The sequence below is a fragment of the Nocardioides pantholopis genome (assembly GCF_003710085.1).
GTDB lineage: Bacteria > Actinomycetota > Actinomycetes > Propionibacteriales > Nocardioidaceae > Nocardioides > Nocardioides pantholopis.
Genome location: NZ_CP033324.1, coordinates 416,029 through 432,157, shown reverse-complemented (window position 1 = coordinate 432,157; position 16,129 = coordinate 416,029). Strand labels below are relative to the sequence as shown.

The window sequence follows — 16,129 nt, the reverse complement described above, 5'->3', positions numbered from 1 at the left end:
CTCAGAGGTCGGTGCCGTCGGCGCGCCGGAGGTACTCCTGGCCCGCCTGCGGCAGGAACGCGTTCATCTGCGTCTCGACGACCCCGTGCCCGAAGTCGGAGTAGACCCGGTCGTGGATCGCGAGGTTGCGGGGGGCGCCCACCGCGCGGGCGAACTCCACGGCCTCCGAGGTGCGCATCCACGGCGCGGAGGCGGGGACCAGGAGCACGTCCACGGGCTCGCCGGGCACGGTCAGCGCGTCGCCGGGGTGGTAGACCTTCCGGTCCCCGCAGGTCAGCACGTAGCCGCTGTTGAAGACCCGCGGGAACTCCGGGTGGATGACCGCGTGCAGCTCGCCGACGACCCGCACCGGCAGGCCCAGGTCCAGCTCCTGGCCGGGCTGCACCACCGTGACCCGCTCGGCGACGTCGGGGGCGTCCTCGGCGATCTTCGCCGCGACGGCGTCGACGGTGAACACGGCGGCGTCGGTGCCGCGCAGCAGGTCGGGCTGGTAGTGGTCGAAGTGCTCGTGGGTGATCAGCACCGCGTCGGCCCCGTCGAGCGCCTCGGGCGTCGCGAAGAGGCCCGGGTCGACCACGACAGTCGTGCCGTCGTGCTCGATCCGGACGCAGGCATGGCCGAACTTCGTGATCCGCATGGCGCTCAATCTAAACGGCCGGGTCGCCCGCCGGTCCCGGCTCCCTACGATGCTGCCATGACCGAGCACGCGCTGGACCACGTGGCGGTCCGTCGGGCCACGCCCGCGGACGCCGAGCTCCTCGCCCACCTGCACCCCGACGTGCTCGACGACGTCCTCGACGACGCCGGCGCCGGCCTGATGCCGCGCCAGCTGCTCGACGACCGCCAGGACCGGGTCGCCGCGCGGGTCGAGCGCTGGCGAGAGCTCCTCGCGGGCGACCAGCCCACCTGGGTCGCCGTCGACACCACCGCGGAGGGCGAGCTGATCGGGCTCGCCAGCACCGGCCCGGGCCGCGACAACGACCTCGCCGACGACATCGCGCTCGAGCTCACCGCGCTCTACGTCCGGGCCGCGTGGTGGGGCAGCGGGGTCGGCTACGAGCTGTTCCGGACCGCGGTCGGCGACCGCGCGGCGTACCTGTGGGTGCCGGGCGCCAACGAGCACGCGATCCGGTTCTACGAGCGGCAGGGGTTCCGCCTCGACGGGACCGAGGACGAGCTCGACGAGGGCCGGCACGTCCGGATGGTGCGGGCCGGCCGGTGACCGCGACGCCGGTGCGCCACCTCGACCTCGCCGACCCGGCCTTCGACGTCACCTCCGCGCAGGTGCACGCCGCCCGCGCCGAGGGCTGGTACGCCGAGACGCCGTGGGGCTGGGCGGTGCTGCGGTACGCCGAGGCCGCCGAGCTGCTGCGCGACCGCCGGTTCCGGCAGGGCAACGCCCGCTGGCCCGAGCAGAACGGCATCTCCTCCGGGCTGTTCGCGGGCTGGTGGAAGGAGACCCTGCTCAGCCTCGAGGGCGAGGACCACACCCGGATCCGCCGGCTGATGGTGCCGGCGTTCCGCAAGCGTGCGATCGAGGCGATGGCCCCGTCCTTCCGGGCCCTCGCCGAGGAGCTGGTCGACGGGTTCGCGGCCCGCGGCGAGGTGGAGTTCATCGGCGAGTTCGCCGAGCCGTACTCCGCCCGGATCATCTGCCGGCTGCTCGGGCTGGACGAGGCGCACTGGAAGCAGGTGGCCCGGTGGGCCGACGACCTCGGGGCCTCCTTCTCCGTCGACGTCGCCCGACAGGTGCCGCGGATCGAGGCGGCCATCACCGGCCTGCACGGCTATCTGGACGAGGTAGTGGCCGACCGGATCGCCCGGCCCCGCGAGGACCTGGTGACGACGCTGGTCCGGGCCAGCGAGGACGGCGAGCGGCTCAGCCGCCACGAGCTGGGCGTCGCGCTGGTCTTCCTGGCCTTCGCGGGGATGGAGACGACCCGCAACCAGCTGGGCCTCGCGCTGCAGACGCTGCTCGCCCGGCCGGACCAGTGGCGGCTGCTCGCCGAGCGTCCCGACCTGGGCCCGAACGCGGTCGAGGAAGTGATGCGGGTGAACCCGACAGTCACCTGGGTGACCCGCGAGGCGATCGAGGATGTGGACTTCCACGGCCTGCACATCCCCCGCGGCGGCATCGTGCAGGCGCTCTCCCACAGCGCCGGGACCGACCCCGAGGCCATGGGCGACCCGGCCCTCGACATCACCGCCACCCGACCGCCGCACCACGGCTTCGGGGCCGGCATCCACCACTGCCTCGGCCACCTCGTGGCACGCACCGACCTGGCGGTCGCGCTCCCGCTGCTGGCCCGTCGGATGCCGGACGCGGTGCCGGACGGGCCCGGCGTGTGGCTGCCGGTCTCCGGGAACACCGGGGCGGTCCGGTTCCCGATCCGGTTCCGCCCCGACCCGGGCTGACCCGGGCTGGGTAACGATGGGGTCATGACGACTGCCATCGCCCTGACGGGCGTGACCGGCGCGCTCGGCGGCCTGGTCGTGCGCGCGCTGGCCGACGACTTCCGCCTCGACCTGCGGCTGCTGGCCCGCGATCCCAGCCGGGCCCCGGACCTGGACACCGACCTGCGGGCCTGCGACTACGCCGACCCGGCCGGCGCCGAGGAGGCGCTGCGCGGGGTGCGGACCCTGTTCATGGTCTCCGCCTCGGAGTCGGCCGACCGTCGCGCCCAGCACCGCGCGTTCATCGGCGCCGCGGCCCGGGCGGGGGTCGAGCACGTCGTCTACACCTCGTTCGCCGGCGCCGCGCCGGACGCGACCTTCACGCTGGGCCGCGACCACGCGGACGCCGAGGCCGCGATCCGGGAGTCCGGGATGGCGTTCACGATCCTGCGCACGCTGAGCGGGCCGGAGGCGCTCACGCTGGCCGAGGTCGCCGAGCGGGCCGGTGCCGCGCTCGGCCGCGAGCTGCGCTTCGTCGACGAGACCGAGGACGAGGCCTACGCCTGGCGGCGGGACCGGTACGGCGCCGAGCAGTGGCAGCTGGACGCCTGGGTGAGCACCTACACAGCGATCCGGGACGGCTCGGTCGCCGAGGTCACCGACGACGTACGCCGGGTCGCCGGGCATCCGCCGCGCACCCTGGAGGAGGCGCTCAGGTCCTGACCGGCCGGCCCGCCGCGCTCGCCTCGAGCGCGGCGATCAGCGTCCGGGCGTCGTGCGGGCCCTCGTGGCGCCGCTCGCCGATGAAGAACGTGGGGGTCCCGCGGACCCCGCTGGCCTGCGCGCTGGCGACGTCGCGCTGGAGCCGGGCCGCGAGCCGGTCGTCCTCGAGGTCGCGCAGGAACTGCTCCACGTCGAGCCCGAGGTCGGCGGCGTACCCGGCCAGGTCGGCGAGCTCGAGCTCGTCCTGGTGCTGGAACAGCAGGTCGTGCATCTCCCAGAAGCGCCCCTGCCGGTCGGCCGCCTCCGCGGCCACCCCGGCGAGCTCCGCGTGCGGGTGCACCGCGAGCGGGAGGTGCCGGGCGACGTAGCGCAGCCGGTCCCCGAAGTAGGCGCGCACCTCCCGGGCCATGCCGGTGGCCCGTCCGCAGAACGGGCACTCGAAGTCGAGGTACTCGACGAGGGTCAGCTCGGCGTCGACCGGGCCGCGGACGTGGTCGACCTCCGGGTCGACGGGCTCGCTGAGCAGGGTCGGGAGCGCGGCGTCGTGCTGGCCGAACATCCGCGCCGCCACCTGGAACAGCAGCCAGCCCACCACGCTGGCCAGCACCGCGGCGAGCAGCACGCCGACGGTGGCCTGGTCCTGGACGGCCGGGTCGTCGGCGAAGGCCAGCCCGATGATCAGCAGCGAGACCGTGAAGCCGATCCCGGACAGGGCGGCGCCGCCCATCAGGTGCCCGGTGCCGACCCCCTGCGGGAGCCGGCCGAGCCCAAGCCGGACCGCCAGCAGCGCGCCGCCTCCGATGCCGACCAGCTTGCCCACCACCAGCCCGAGCACCACGCCCCAGGTCACCGCCGACGTCAGCGCCTCGCCCAGCACCCCGTCGCGCAGGTCGACCCCGGCGTTGGCCAGGGCGAACAGCGGCACGACGACGTAGCTGGTCGGGGCGTGCAGCACCTCCTGGAGGCGCTCGTTGACCGAGATCGCCCGGTTCAGGGTCCGCCGCGCCGCGCGCTGCACGTCGGGCATCGGCGACTGCCGGAAGGCGCGGAACCCGACGGCCGCGGACTCGACCAGGCGGCGGCTCGGTGCCTCGGCCGGCACCAGCAGCCCGGCCACCATCCCCGCGATCGAGGCGTGCAGCCCGGACTCCAGGGTCGCGACCCAGAGCACGACCACCAGGACGACGTAGGGCCAGGCCCGCCACTGGCCGACCCGGTCCAGCACCACCAGGCCGACCAGGCAGGCGGCCGCGACCAGCAGCGGCCGCAGCGCCAGCGACTCGGAGTAGACCAGCCCGATCACGCTGACCGCGACGATGTCGTCGATGACGGTGAGCGTGAGCAGGAAGATCCGCAGCTGGGTGGAGACCGCCGGGCCCACCAGCGCCAGCACGCCGAGCAGGAAGGCGGTGTCGGTGCCGATCACGATGCCCCAGCCGCGCGCGGCGTCGCCGGCGGGATTCAGCGCCAGGTACAGCGCCGCGGGCACCAGCATCCCGCCGATGCCCGCGACCAGCGGCACCACGACCCGGCGGCGGTCGGTGAGCTCGCCGACCGCCAGCTCGCGGCGTACCTCCAGGCCGATGACGAAGAAGAACAGCACCATCACGCCGTCGTTGATCCAGTGGTGCAGGTCCAGGGAGATCCCGCCGCTCCCGACGGACACCGAGACGACCGTGTGCCACAGGTCCACGTAGGAGTCCGACCAGGGCGAGTTGGCCCAGGCCAGCGCGAGCAGCGAGACCGCCACGAGCAGGCCGGCGCTGCCCGCCTCGGTGGAGATGAAGGCCCGCAGCGGCGAGGGCGCCTGACGCTCGAAGTCGTCGGTGCCGCCGGCGCCGCACCGCGTCGCTCCGGTGTCCAGGCCGCTCACGGGGCCCAGGATAGGGCCCGGTCCCAGGGCCTGCGGTTGCTCTCGGCGGCGAGCCGGGAGAGCCTGGCCCCGTGACCACCTCCTCGCGGCTGCGGACCACCGTCCTTCCCATCCTCGTCGGCGCCGGCGCCGTGGCCGCGGTCGTCGGCTTCACACTGCTCCCCTCGGGGCCCTCCCCGGACCCGGCCGCGTCGGAGGGCGACGCGGCCGCCGAGCGGACAGCGGCGGCGCACACGACTGCCTGCCGGACCTGGCGGACGCAGTACCCCGAGCCCCGGCTGAGCGAGGAGCTGGAGACGGTCCAGGCGGGGGCGTCCTCGGTGGGCGGCCTCGACGGCGTCGAGTTCTACTTCGACTGGGTGGACGTGGAGGCGACAGCGGCCACGCTGGACGAGGCGGTCGCGGCTACCCAGCAGGCGGCGACCACCCCCGACCTCGACGAGACGACGTACGCCGCCGCGGCCGCGCACGCCGAGGCCCTGGGCGCCTACCGCGCCGTCGTGCCAGAGGTCGCCACCGGCGAGGACCTGACCGCGCTCACCGGCGAGCTCGCCGTCGCGCTCACCGACACCCGCGAGCAGCTCGAGGCGGCGTGTGCCGACGTCGCCGACCCCGCGGCCGGCTAGGGAGCCAGGGCCCGGATCCGGGCGTCCAGGTCGCGCCGCCCCGCGCGGCCCACGACGGCCTCGACCACCTCGATGCCGCCGTTGGGGCTGGCCAGCGCGTGCTCGAGCTCGGCGCGGGTTCCGACCTGCCAGTGCGGGGTCCGGGTCGCGGCGCACAGCGCGGCGAGGTCGACGCGGTGCGGCGTCGCGAAGATCCGCTCGAACGGCCCGGCGTGCTCGGCAGCGCCCTGCTCCAGGGTGGCGAAGATCGACCCGCCGTCGTCGTTGACGACCACGATCGTCAGGTCCGGCCGCGGCTCGTCGGGGCCCAGGATCAGCCCGTTGGCGTCGTGGAGGAACGTGACGTCGCCCAGCAGCGCGAGGCTGCGGCTGCCGTAGGGGCGACCCAGCGCGGCGCCGATCGCCGTCGACACGACGCCGTCGATGCCGGCCAGCCCGCGGTTGGCGATCACCTTGCGGCGCTCGTGGACCGGATGGGCGGGCGCCATCAGGTCCAGGTCGCGGATCGGGTTCGAGGCCCCGACGTGCAGCAGCCCCCGGGGCGGCAGCGCGCGTGCGACCGCGCCGGCCACGTCGTACGGCGTGAGCGCGGGCTCGGCGGCCAGCAGCGCGTCGAGCTGCCGGGAGACCGAGCGGTCGGCCGCCAGCCAGGCGGCCAGCCAGCCCGGGTCGGCCGCCGGAGCGTCGTCGAGCTCGGGCGCGGTCCCCAGCAGCAGCGCCGGGTACGCCGGGTCCGACCAGGTCCCGCGGTGGCGCACCGCGATCGTCTCGACGTCGGGACGGGCCAGCAGCCGGCTGACCGGCCGGGACAGGGTCGGGTGGCCCAGCACCACCACCCGCTCGATGCTGCTGGCCAGCTCGGTGTCGAGCAGCAGCCGGCAGCAGCGCAGCGCGTTCGGCCCGGTCCGCGACCCGCTGCTGGGCTCGGCCAGCACCGGCCAGCCGCCCCGCTCGGCCAGCACCCGGGCGGCCGCGCCGGCGTCGTCACCGGCGACCACGACGGTCCGTGGCCCGCGGGCCAGGCGGTGCGGGGCACCGGTGCCGGCGGGGACGCCGGCCCCGGCCTCGGTCTCGATCTCGGTCTCGGCGGAAGTGCCCGCGGGCGGGAGCACCCACCGGTCGGCCGGCACCAGCGGCTCGTCGAGCTGGACGTTCCAGTGCGTCGGCCCGGCGGCCTCCGGCTCGGGGAGCGGGTCGCCGGCCGCGAGGTCGCGGGTCGTCACCAGGGGCCCGAAGATGCCGACCTGGTCGGTGGTCTGGTTCGCGCCGGTGCCGCGCAGCCGGGCCGGGCGGTCGGCGGTGAGGACCACCAGCGGCAGCCCGGCGTGCGCCGCCTCGAGGACGGCGGGATGCAGGTTGGCCACCGCGGTCCCGGACGTGCACAGCACCGCCGCCCGGGCCCCGACCTTGGTCAGGCCCAGGGCGACGAAGCCGGCCGAGCGCTCGTCGATGCGGGTGTGCAGCCGCAGCCGGCCCGCCGCCGCGGCGTCGTACGCCGCGAAGGACAGCGGCGCGTTGCGGGAGCCGGGAGCCAGCACGACCTCGCTCACCCCGGCGTCGAGCAGGGCCGTCAGCACGGCCCGGGCGTGGGCGGTCGCGGAACCGGTCTCGGGGCTGGTCACGACCGGCGATCCTGCCGCACGGCGCGCACCGCCGCGAGCCGCGCCTCCCAGGCCGCCACCCGCTCCGGGTCGGCGCTCAGCCGATCCAGCGCCGCCGGGTCCACCGTCGGCAGCCGCACCGGCAGGGCGCCGTCGACCGGCAGCAGCGGGTCGACCGTGACGTCGTCGGTGAGCAGCTGGACGGTCGCCAGCCCGCAGGCGTGCGGCAGCTCGGGCAGCGCCGCGGCCAGGGCCACGCCCGCGGCGATCCCGACCGAGGACTCCAGGGCGGAGGAGACGACCACCGGCAGCCCGATGTCCTCGGCGATCCGCAGGCAGGCCCGGACCCCGCCGAGGGGCTGGACCTTGAGCACCGCGATGTCGGCGGCCTCCAGGTCGCGCACCCGGTAGGGGTCGGCGGCCCGGCGGATGGACTCGTCGGCCGCGACCGGCACGTCCACGCGGCGGCGCACCCGGGCCAGGTCCTCGACCGACGCGCACGGCTGCTCGACGTACTCCAGGCCGCCGGCGGCGCGGTCCAGCGCCCGGACGGCGGCCACGGCCTCCTCGACCGGCCAGCCGCCGTTCGCGTCGACCCGGACCCGGCCCTCGGGGCCCAGCGCGTCGCGGACCGCCTCCACCCGCGCCAGGTCGTCGGCGAGCGTCTGGCCGGGCTCGGCGACCTTGACCTTCGCGGTGCGGCAGCCCCCGCGGCGCACGACGTCGTACGCCGCCTGGGGACCGACCGCGGGCACTGTGACGTTGACCGGCACGCTGGCCCGCAGCGGCTCCGGCCAGTCCCCGGCCGCGGCCTCCTCGGCGCAGCGCAGCCAGGGCTCGCTGACCGCCGGGTCGTAGTCCAGGAACGGGCTCCACTCCCCCCACCGGCCGGTGTCGGGGTCCTGGAACAGCACTCCCTCGCGCACCGTGATGCCGCGGAAGCGGGTCCGCATCGGGATGCTCCAGACCCTCACCGCTCCGCCTCCCCGGCCAGGGCGCGCAGCCGCAGCCGGTCCGGCTTGCCGTTGGCCAGCATCGGCAGGTCGTCGAGCGCGACCACCTGGCGCGGCGCCCAGGATCGGGGATGCGCCGCCGCCACCCAGTCGCGGGCATCGGCCAGCGGGAGCCGGCCCACGACGAACGCCACCAGCCGGTTGCCCCACTCCTCGTCGGGGACGCCGAGCACCTCGGCGGCCACCACGTCGGGGTGCTCGCGCAGCCGGGCGGCGACGGCCGGGCCCGGCACGTTGACGCCGCCCGTGACCACGACATCGTCGAGGCGGCCGAGCACCTGCAGCCGGCCGTCCTCGTCGAAGCGGCCCGCGTCGGAGGTCCGGAACCAGCCGTCCACGAGGACCTCCGCGGTCAGCGCCGGGTCGCCCTCGTAGCCGGCGAACAGCGTCGGGCCGCCGAGCCGGATCCGCCCGTCCGCCTCCAGCGCGACAGCCACCCCGTCCAGTGGCACGCCGTCGTAGACGCAGCCGCCCGCGGTCTCCGCCGAGCCATAGGTCGCCACCACCCGCACCCCGGCCGCCTCGGCCCGAGCGCGCAGCGCAGGGTCGATCGGCCCGCCGCCGAGCAGCAGCGTGTGGAAGGTGACCAGCGCCGCGGCCGACTCCGGGTCCGCCAGCAGCCGGTGCAGCTGGGTCGGCACCAGCGAGACGAACCGGTCGCCGGGGCCCATCGCCTCGGTCGCCGCCGCGAAGGACTGGTGGTCCTCGAGCAGCACCGGCTCGTGGCCCGCCGCCAGCGAGCGGCACACGACCTGCACGCCCGCGACGTACGCCGCCGGGACCGCGAGCAGCCAGCGGCCGGTCGCGCCGACCCGCCGCGCCGAGGCCGCCACCGAGGCCAGCACCGCTGAGCGCGGCAGCAGGACGCGCTTGGGGCGACCGGTCGACCCCGACGTCTGGACCGTCCACGGGTCGGGCTCGGCCTGTGAGGTCAGCCACGTCCTGAGCGCGGCGACGGTGGCGCGGGCGTCGGTCGGAGCGGAATCCACCAGACGAACGCTAGTCCTGCGTGGTCCCATGCTCCGGTGCCGACCCGCCTGGACCAGCTCAAGCCCCCCACGCCGCTGGCCGGTCGTCTCTCCACCCAGTCGGTGCTCTACGCCGTCGGCGACGGGGCCGCGATCACCGCCAGCGCGGTCTTCTTCACCCAGGTGGTGGGGCTGAGCGCCGCCCAGGTGGGGCTCGGCATCACGATCGCCGGCGTCGTGTCGTTCCTGGTCGCCGTCCCGGCCGGCAAGCTCGCCGACCGGATCGGCCCGCAGCGGACCTGGGCGCTCGGCGCAGTCGCGACGGCCGGCATGTACGCCGTGTGGCCGTTCGTGCACGGGTTCGCCGCCTACCTGGTGGTCAGCGTGATCCTGGAGGTCGTCAACAGCGCCGGCGGCGCCGGTCGCGGCGCCTACGTGCTGGACCTGGTCCCCCGCGACGAGCGGGTCCGCACCCAGGCGTACATGTACTCCGCGCTCAATCTGGGCTTCACGCTCGGCGCCGCCCTGGGCGGCATCGCGCTCGGCGTCGGCAGCCTGGACCTGGTCCGCGGGCTGCCGTGGCTGGTGGCCGCGCTGGGGCTGGTGAACGCCTACTGGATCACCCGGCTCCCCGCCGCCCGGCACCGCGAGCGGCCGTCGGCGCTGGAGGAGGCCGTGGCCGGCGCGGTCGCCGACGCCCACGAGCCGGCGCAGCGCCAGGTGCCCGGGGCGCTGCGCAACCGGGGCTTCCTGGTCACCTCGTTCTTCACCGGGGTGCTCAACACCAACCAGGTGCTGCTGCAGATCGTGATCCCGCTGTGGCTGGTCGAGGCGACCGACGCCCCGCGGGTGCTGCTCGCCTGGCTGTTCGCCACCAACACCGTGATGTGCGTGCTGCTGCCGATGGCCGCCTCCCGCGGCGTGCGCGACGTGTCCTCGGCCCTCAAGGCCGTCCGGGTCAGCAGCGTGTTCTTCGTCGTCTCCTGCCTGATCACGCTGGCCACCCACGACACCGTCGGGTGGCCCACGATCGCGCTGGTCTGGGTCGGCCACGTCACCGTGACCGGGGCCGAGCTCTACCTCTCCGCCGCCAGCTGGGCCCTGGAGTCCGAGCTCTCCGACCCGGACCGGCGCGGGGAGTACCAGGGAGCCGGCAACCTCGGCAGCACCCTCGGCTACGTGTGGGCTCCGGCCCTGTACACCTACCTGGCCATGGAGTGGGGCGCCACCGGCTGGCTGGTGATCGCCGGGATCGTGGTGGTCGCCGCGATCGGGATCCACCCCGCCGCCCGGGCCGCGCAGCGCTTCCTGGAGCGCCACGACCTCGACCCGACGCGCTGAACCGGGCCGGAGCGGTGTTGAATCACCCCCCGTGGCAACCTCGTCCCCGACCCCTGGCCAGTGGCTCGCCGGCGCCCGCCCGCGCACCCTGCCGGCGGCGCTCGCCCCGGTGCTCGCCGGCAGCGGCGTCGCGGCGTACGCCGACGGCTTCGTGTGGTGGAAGGCGCTGCTCGCCCTGGTGGTGAGCCTGGCGCTGCAGGTGGCCGTCAACTACGCCAACGACTACTCCGACGGGATCCGCGGCACCGACGCCGACCGGGTCGGCCCGATGCGGCTGGTCGGCTCCGGGGTCGCCACCCCCGCGGCGGTGAAGCGCGCGGCGTTCCTCGCCTTCGGCGTGGCCGGCGTGGCCGGCGTGGCGCTCGCCGCCACGACCGCCTGGTGGCTGGTGGCCGTCGGCGTCGTGTGCGTGCTCGCCGCCTGGTACTACACCGGCGGCTCCCGGCCCTACGGCTACCTGGGCCTGGGCGAGGTGATGGTGTTCGTCTTCTTCGGCCTGGTCGCGGTGCTCGGCACGACGTACGTGCAGACCGGGACCTGGGAGTGGCCGGCGCTGTGGGCGGCCATCGGGATCGGGGCGCTGGCCTGCGCGATCCTGGTCGTGAACAACCTGCGCGACATCCCCACCGACACCGAGTCCGGCAAGCGCACCCTCGCGGTCCTGATCGGGGACCGGGCCACCCGGCTGCTGTACGCCGCCCTGCTGCTGGTCGCCGCGGCCGCCGTCGTCGCGGTCGCCGCCGCCACGACCTGGTGGGTGCTGGTCGGGCTGCTCTTCCTGCTGCCGGCAGCCCCCGGGCTGCGCGCCGTGCTCGGCGGCGCCACCGGGCCCGCCCTGGTCCCCGTCCTGCAGACCACCGGCACCGGCGAGCTGGCCTGGGCCGCGCTGGTCGGCGTCGCGCTGGCCGTCTGCGGCTGAGCGGCGGGCGGGCGCGGACCCCGGGTCAGGGGCGGCTCAGTCCTCGCGGGCCTTGCGCTCCTCGAAGCGGATCTTGGCCGACTCGGCCCGCTGCTCGACCCGGCGGGCGAACGCCTGCCGGGGCGCCGAGAGCAGGAAGTAGGAGCCGATGCCGCTGAGCACGAGCGCGATGATCGCGACGAAGAAGAGCTCGGCGGTGTCGGCGACCAGCAGCCAGACAGCCAGGACGAGCGCGAACGACCCGAGGAACAACAGGGCGCGCAGACCGGTGTAGACCCAGAACTCCTTCACGCCCTCAGGGTAGTTGCTCACCAACGACGCCCTACCCTGGAGGGGTGCTCAAGATCCTGCTGGTGGTGGCGCTCGTCGCAGTGCTGGTCTACCTGGTCGTCCGGGTCGCCGAGCGCCGTGGGGGCGCAGTCGTGCGCCGGCGCTCCCCGAGGCCGCAGCCGCCCCGGATGGTCGCGCCGGACGACGACGAGGACTTCCTGCGCGGCCTGGACCGCAAGCGCCGGGACCCCGAGGCCCCCGAGGAGCCCGAGGCCCCCTGAGGAGCCCGAGGCCTCCTGAGCCCGGACGTCAGCCGGCGCCAGGCGGGCCCTGCGCCTCGAGGCCCGGCACGGCCGGCGCCTCGATCGCCGGAGCGGCGTCGGCGTAGGAGTGCTGGCTGGTCGTGGAGAAGAAGTTGATCCCGATGAAGTTGAACCACAGCGTCGCCAGGCCCACCAGCGCCAGGATCGCGGCGTGGCGGCCCTTCCAGCCGGCCGTCGCGCGGGCGTGCAGGTACGCCGCGTAGACGACCCAGGTGATGAAGGCCCAGACCTCCTTGGGGTCCCAGTTCCAGTACGACGACCAGGCCTGGTGCGCCCAGATCGGGCCGGAGATCAGGGCCGCGAACGTCCACACCGGAAACGCGAAGGCGTGCATCCGGTAGGAGATCAGGTCGAGCCGGTCGGGGCCGGGCACCCGGGCGAGGTAGCCGCCGGTCGAGCCCTTGCGCAGCGCCCGCTCCTTGAGCAGGAACAGCACCGAGGTGATGCCGCCCAGCGTGAAGGCGCCGGTCGCGATCACCGCGGACACCACGTGCAGGACCAGCCACGGGGAGTTGAGCGCCTCGGCCAGCGGGGCGACCTCGTCGTGCAGCCAGATCACCGCGGCCATCAGCAGCCCGACCTCGACGAAGGCCACGATCGGCGCCATCCAGGCCAGCTGGAACTTCCGGTAGAGCAGCAGGTAGCCGAGGCTGACCACGAAGGTGCCCGAGAGCGTGAACTCGTACATGTTGCCCCACGGCACCCGGTTCGGGTCGGCGGCCATGCCGCGGCCCAGCAGCGCCACGAAGTGCACGGCTGTCGCGAGCACGAGCAGCAGCAGCCCGAGCCGCCCGAAGAGCGCGGTACGGCGCTCGGTGTCGGGGTCGGCGGGCCCGCCCTCGGCCACCGCGACGGACCCGTCGCCCCGATCGGCGGTGCGGGTGGCCTCGGCGGCCGGGATCGAGCCGGCGGTGACCGGCAGCCGGCGCAGGGCCGACCACTCGACGAGGTGGGCGAGCAGGGCCAGGAAGTACACGACGCCACAGGCGGCGACCGCCTGGTTGCTCAACGTCTCCCACGCGGAGTTGGTCACGAGTCCTCCTTGGACCGGGGTGCTGCGGCTGACTGGTGGTGGTCGGGGGCGGCCGGCTCGGCCGGCGCGTCACGCAGGGCGTCGGCGACGGCCTGGATCTCGGCGGTGACGTCGCCCCCGCCGGAGCGGTCGAGCGCGGCGATCTCCACCAGTGTCTCCCCGTCCACCCGGCGAGCACGAACCCAGACCCGCCGCGGGCGGATGAACAGCGACCCGCACAGGCCGATCAGGGCCAGCACGACGCCGCCGAGGGCCAGCTCCTTGCCGGGGGTCTGGCTGATCTGGAGCCGGTTCCACTGCTCGACGCCCTCGAAGGTGACCGAGCCGAGACCGTCGGGCAGCTCGGCGGTCTGGCCCTCCTGCAGGTCCAGGCGCAGCGGCTCCCCGTCGGCGTTGCGGACCTGCTCGGCGTCCCCCTTCGGCAGCACGTACACCGACTGCGGGGAGCCGTCGTCGAGGCCGAGGTCGCCGGTGTAGACGAGCATCGAGAGCAGCGGGTTGTTCAGGTCGCCCATCAGGTTCGTCGGGTCGCCGTCGACGTTGATGAACGTCGGGTAGAACAGCCCCTCCAGGCCGATCTGGGCGGGCCGGGCGTCGGGTGCCTTCACGACGCCGAAGGAGAGCAGCCCCTGGTCCTGGGGCAGGAAGATCGTCGGGCCGCTGTAGGCGACCTCGCCGGTGCCGTCGCGGACCGTGATCACCGGGGCGTAGCCGTGGCCGATCAGGAACACCTCGGTGTCGCCGATCGCGAGCGGGTGGTTGACGCGCAGGTCGTAGGACTTCTCCTCGGCGTCGGGGCGCTCCCGGTAGCGCAGGTCGGCGCTGAACCCCTGGGCCATGCCCTTGCGGGGACCGTCGAGGAGCCAGTCGACGTCGAACTCGTCGACGGTGAACGAGAACGGCTCCATCTCGTCGGCGTCGAACAGGTCGCCGGGCACGAAGTCGTCGTACTGGGTCAGGCTGTTGGAGAAGCCCTGCCCGACGACCAGCAGCACGCCGCCCTTGTAGCCGAACAGGCTGCCGATCGCGAAGCCGACCAGCACCACGAGCACCGAGAGGTGGAAGACCAGGTTGCCGGCCTCGCGCAGGTGGCCACGCTCGCTGCTGACCGCGCCCTCCCCCGGGTCGTCCAGCTCGGCGGCGCGGACCCGGTAGCGGCGCCCGCGCAGCACGGTCCGGGCCCGCGACAGCACCGCGTCGACGTCCTCGGAGGTCGTGTACGCCGTGGAGTCGGGCAGCCGGGACAGGTTGCGCGGGGCCCGGGGCGGGGCGGCGCGCAGGGCGCGGGCGTAGACGAACAGCCGCGGCACGATGCAGCCGACCAGCGAGATCATCAGCAGGATGTAGATCGCGGAGAACCAGGGCGCGTCGTAGACGTCGAAGAGCCCGAGCCGCTCGTAGACCGGCGTCAGGTCGGGGTGCTCCTCCTGCCACTGGCTGGTCTTGAGGGAGTCGACCCCCTCCTGCGGGATGATCGAGCCCGGCACCGCGGCCAGCGCCAGCAGGAGCAGCAGCACCAGCGCGGTGCGCATCGAGGTGAGCTGGCGCCACGCCCAGCGCAGCAGCTCACGGAAGGTCAGCTCGCCGGAGCGGCGCGATGGGTCCACGGTCTCGCCCTGGGTCTCGTCGGGGGTGCTGGGGTCGGGGGTGGTCTCGGCCGGAGGCCTGCGGGTGCTCACACCGACACCTCGAAGTCGCTGATCAGGTGCAGCTGGAGCCAGGTGACTGCCCAGTCCCACCAGCCGGTGAGGAGCGCGAGCCCGACCAGGATCAGCATCCCGCCGCCGATCCGGGTCAGCCACTGCTGGTGGCGACGCAGCACCGCCAGGGCCCGGGTGGCGTGGTCCCAGAACAGCCCGGCCAGGATGAACGGCAGCCCGATGCCGACGGAGTAGGCGCCGAGCAGCAGGGCCCCGCGGCCGGCGGTGCCCTCGGCGTACGCGAGCGTGCTGATCACGCCCAGCGTGGGACCGGCGCACGGGGTCCAGCCCAGGCCGAACAGGAAGCCGATCAGCGGCGCGGCGGCCAGCCCGACCGACGGCACCTTGTGCACCCGCACGTCGCGCTGGAGGAACGGCACCAGGCCCATGAACGCCAGTCCGAGCACGATCGCTACCAGGCCGAGCACGATGTCGAGGGTGTCGTCGTTGACCTTGAACCAGTACGCCACGCTGCCGCTGGCGACGCCGAGCAGCACGAAGACGGAGCTGAAGCCCAGCACGAACAGCACCGAGCCGAGCAGCATCCGGCCGCGCCGGACCCGACCGCTCGCGGCGTCGGCGGCCAGGTCCGCGCCGGAGAGCCCGGTCGCGTAGGACAGGTACGCCGGCAGCAGCGGGATCACGCAGGGCGAGAAGAACGAGACCAGGCCGGCCAGCAGCGCGACCGGGACCGCGAGCACCAGCGCGCCGGAGCCGGCGATGTCGCTGAACGTCTCACCCACGGCTCACGCCCCGCTGCCGGCCGGGGCGTCCTCCGCCGCGACCTCCTCGACCACGTCGACCAGCGTCAGCTTCGAGGGGATGTCGCCGTTGACCAGCGCCGCGACCCGGCCCTCACGGTCCAGGACCAGCGTCGTGGGGATCGTGCGCAGGTTGGTCACGCCGGAGAACGCCAGCAGGGCCTGACCGTCGACTGCATAGATCGAGGGGTAGTCCACGCCGAACTGGCGCTGGAAGGCCAGCCCGTTGGCGGGGCTGTTGTCGCGGATGTTGACGCCCACGAACGAGACGTCGAGCTCGGCGAGCTCGCGCTCGGCCTCCACCAGCATCGGCATCTCGGTGCGGCACGGCGGGCAGCCGGACCACCAGGCGTTGACGACGACCACCTCGCCCCGACGCTCGGCGAGGTCGATCGGGTCGCCCTCCAGGGTCTTCCCGGCCAGCTCGATCGGGTCGGACCGGTCACCGGGCTCGAACTGCACGACCCGCCCCTCGCCGGAGATGTATCCGCCGTCGTTGGTGCCGCCCAGCGAGGAGCAGCCGGGAAGCAGCAGGAGCAGGCAGGCGAGCAGGACGCCCGACCGGGCGCGGGAACCGGACATGA

17 protein-coding genes are annotated in these 16,129 nt (G+C 74.7%); 7 read left to right on the top strand and 10 right to left on the bottom strand.

Annotated features, from left to right (window positions below; translation table 11 throughout):
* Position 1 precedes the first annotated feature (1 nt).
* Complete coding sequence (locus EBO35_RS01990) at positions 2-637, bottom strand: MBL fold metallo-hydrolase (protein ID WP_122816241.1); 636 nt, start codon at positions 635-637, stop codon at positions 2-4.
* Between the two features lie 57 nt (positions 638-694).
* Here EBO35_RS01990 and EBO35_RS01985 point away from each other — a divergent pair, with 57 nt between their 5' ends.
* From EBO35_RS01985 to EBO35_RS01975, 3 genes are read left to right on the top strand one after another with little or no spacing between them, the layout of a single operon-like run.
* The gene (locus EBO35_RS01985; RefSeq protein ID WP_122816240.1) at positions 695-1,222 is read left to right on the top strand and encodes a GNAT family N-acetyltransferase; all 528 of its coding nucleotides are present in this window, start codon (positions 695-697) and stop codon (positions 1,220-1,222) included.
* Positions 1,219-2,415, top strand: coding sequence for a cytochrome P450 (locus EBO35_RS01980; protein ID WP_241153818.1), 1,197 nt, complete (start codon positions 1,219-1,221; stop codon positions 2,413-2,415). The genes EBO35_RS01985 and EBO35_RS01980 overlap by 4 nt, the downstream gene beginning before the upstream one ends.
* 24 nt (positions 2,416-2,439) lie before the next feature.
* Complete coding sequence (locus tag EBO35_RS01975) at positions 2,440-3,117, top strand: NAD(P)H-binding protein (protein WP_122816239.1); 678 nt, start codon at positions 2,440-2,442, stop codon at positions 3,115-3,117.
* Here EBO35_RS01975 and nhaA read toward each other — a convergent pair.
* A complete protein-coding gene (gene nhaA / locus EBO35_RS01970) occupies positions 3,107-4,990 on the bottom strand; it encodes a Na+/H+ antiporter NhaA (RefSeq protein ID WP_241153817.1) in 1,884 nt (627 codons plus the stop codon). The two genes, EBO35_RS01975 and nhaA, sit on opposite strands and share 11 nt — an antisense overlap.
* 71 nt (positions 4,991-5,061) lie before the next feature.
* On the opposite strand from nhaA, the gene EBO35_RS01965 reads away from it, so the two are divergent.
* Positions 5,062-5,616, top strand: coding sequence for a hypothetical protein (locus EBO35_RS01965; RefSeq protein WP_122816238.1), 555 nt, complete (start codon positions 5,062-5,064; stop codon positions 5,614-5,616).
* Here the strand turns inward: EBO35_RS01965 and menD are convergent.
* Genes menD through EBO35_RS01950 form a run of 3 tightly spaced genes read right to left on the bottom strand, consistent with a single transcriptional unit; the run spans position 5,613 to position 9,219 of the window.
* Positions 5,613-7,238, bottom strand: a complete 1,626-nt coding sequence (gene menD / locus EBO35_RS01960; RefSeq protein WP_122816237.1) for a 2-succinyl-5-enolpyruvyl-6-hydroxy-3-cyclohexene-1-carboxylic-acid synthase — start codon at positions 7,236-7,238, stop codon at positions 5,613-5,615. The two genes, EBO35_RS01965 and menD, sit on opposite strands and share 4 nt — an antisense overlap.
* Positions 7,235-8,191 (bottom strand): o-succinylbenzoate synthase, encoded by a 957-nt coding sequence (locus tag EBO35_RS01955; RefSeq protein ID WP_122816236.1) that lies wholly within the window; start codon positions 8,189-8,191, stop codon positions 7,235-7,237. The genes menD and EBO35_RS01955 overlap by 4 nt, the downstream gene beginning before the upstream one ends.
* Complete coding sequence (locus EBO35_RS01950) at positions 8,188-9,219, bottom strand: AMP-binding protein (RefSeq protein ID WP_241153816.1); 1,032 nt, start codon at positions 9,217-9,219, stop codon at positions 8,188-8,190. Before EBO35_RS01950 ends, EBO35_RS01955 begins: the two co-directional genes overlap by 4 nt.
* A gap of 36 nt (positions 9,220-9,255) precedes the next feature.
* Between EBO35_RS01950 and EBO35_RS01945 the strand changes: the two genes are divergently transcribed.
* Both EBO35_RS01945 and EBO35_RS01940 read left to right on the top strand, forming a co-directional pair.
* Complete coding sequence (locus tag EBO35_RS01945) at positions 9,256-10,539, top strand: MFS transporter (RefSeq protein WP_122816234.1); 1,284 nt, start codon at positions 9,256-9,258, stop codon at positions 10,537-10,539.
* 31 nt (positions 10,540-10,570) lie between these two features.
* A complete protein-coding gene (locus EBO35_RS01940) occupies positions 10,571-11,458 on the top strand; it encodes a 1,4-dihydroxy-2-naphthoate polyprenyltransferase (RefSeq protein ID WP_122816233.1) in 888 nt (295 codons plus the stop codon).
* 36 nt (positions 11,459-11,494) lie between these two features.
* On the opposite strand, the gene EBO35_RS01935 is transcribed toward EBO35_RS01940, so the two are convergent.
* A complete protein-coding gene (locus EBO35_RS01935; RefSeq protein ID WP_241153815.1) occupies positions 11,495-11,770 on the bottom strand; it encodes a DUF4229 domain-containing protein in 276 nt (91 codons plus the stop codon).
* A gap of 23 nt (positions 11,771-11,793) precedes the next feature.
* On the opposite strand from EBO35_RS01935, the gene EBO35_RS01930 reads away from it, so the two are divergent.
* A complete protein-coding gene (locus EBO35_RS01930; protein ID WP_122816232.1) occupies positions 11,794-12,009 on the top strand; it encodes a hypothetical protein in 216 nt (71 codons plus the stop codon).
* A 28-nt stretch (positions 12,010-12,037) separates the two neighbouring features.
* Here EBO35_RS01930 and ccsB read toward each other — a convergent pair whose 3' ends face one another.
* Genes ccsB through EBO35_RS01910 form a run of 4 tightly spaced genes read right to left on the bottom strand, consistent with a single transcriptional unit; the run spans position 12,038 to position 16,127 of the window.
* The gene (gene ccsB / locus EBO35_RS01925) at positions 12,038-13,084 is read right to left on the bottom strand and encodes a c-type cytochrome biogenesis protein CcsB (RefSeq protein WP_122816231.1); all 1,047 of its coding nucleotides are present in this window, start codon (positions 13,082-13,084) and stop codon (positions 12,038-12,040) included.
* Positions 13,081-14,763 (bottom strand): cytochrome c biogenesis protein ResB, encoded by a 1,683-nt coding sequence (resB, locus tag EBO35_RS01920; RefSeq protein ID WP_241153814.1) that lies wholly within the window; start codon positions 14,761-14,763, stop codon positions 13,081-13,083. Before resB ends, ccsB begins: the two co-directional genes overlap by 4 nt.
* Entirely contained in the window at positions 14,760-15,527 is a 768-nt protein-coding gene (locus tag EBO35_RS01915) for a cytochrome c biogenesis CcdA family protein (protein ID WP_122816230.1), read from the bottom strand. Before EBO35_RS01915 ends, resB begins: the two co-directional genes overlap by 4 nt.
* Positions 15,528-15,530: 3 nt before the next feature.
* Positions 15,531-16,127 carry a TlpA disulfide reductase family protein gene (locus tag EBO35_RS01910; protein ID WP_122816229.1) on the bottom strand — a complete coding sequence of 199 codons (597 nt, stop codon included), beginning with the start codon at positions 16,125-16,127 and terminating at the stop codon, positions 15,531-15,533.
* Positions 16,128-16,129: the final 2 nt, after the last annotated feature.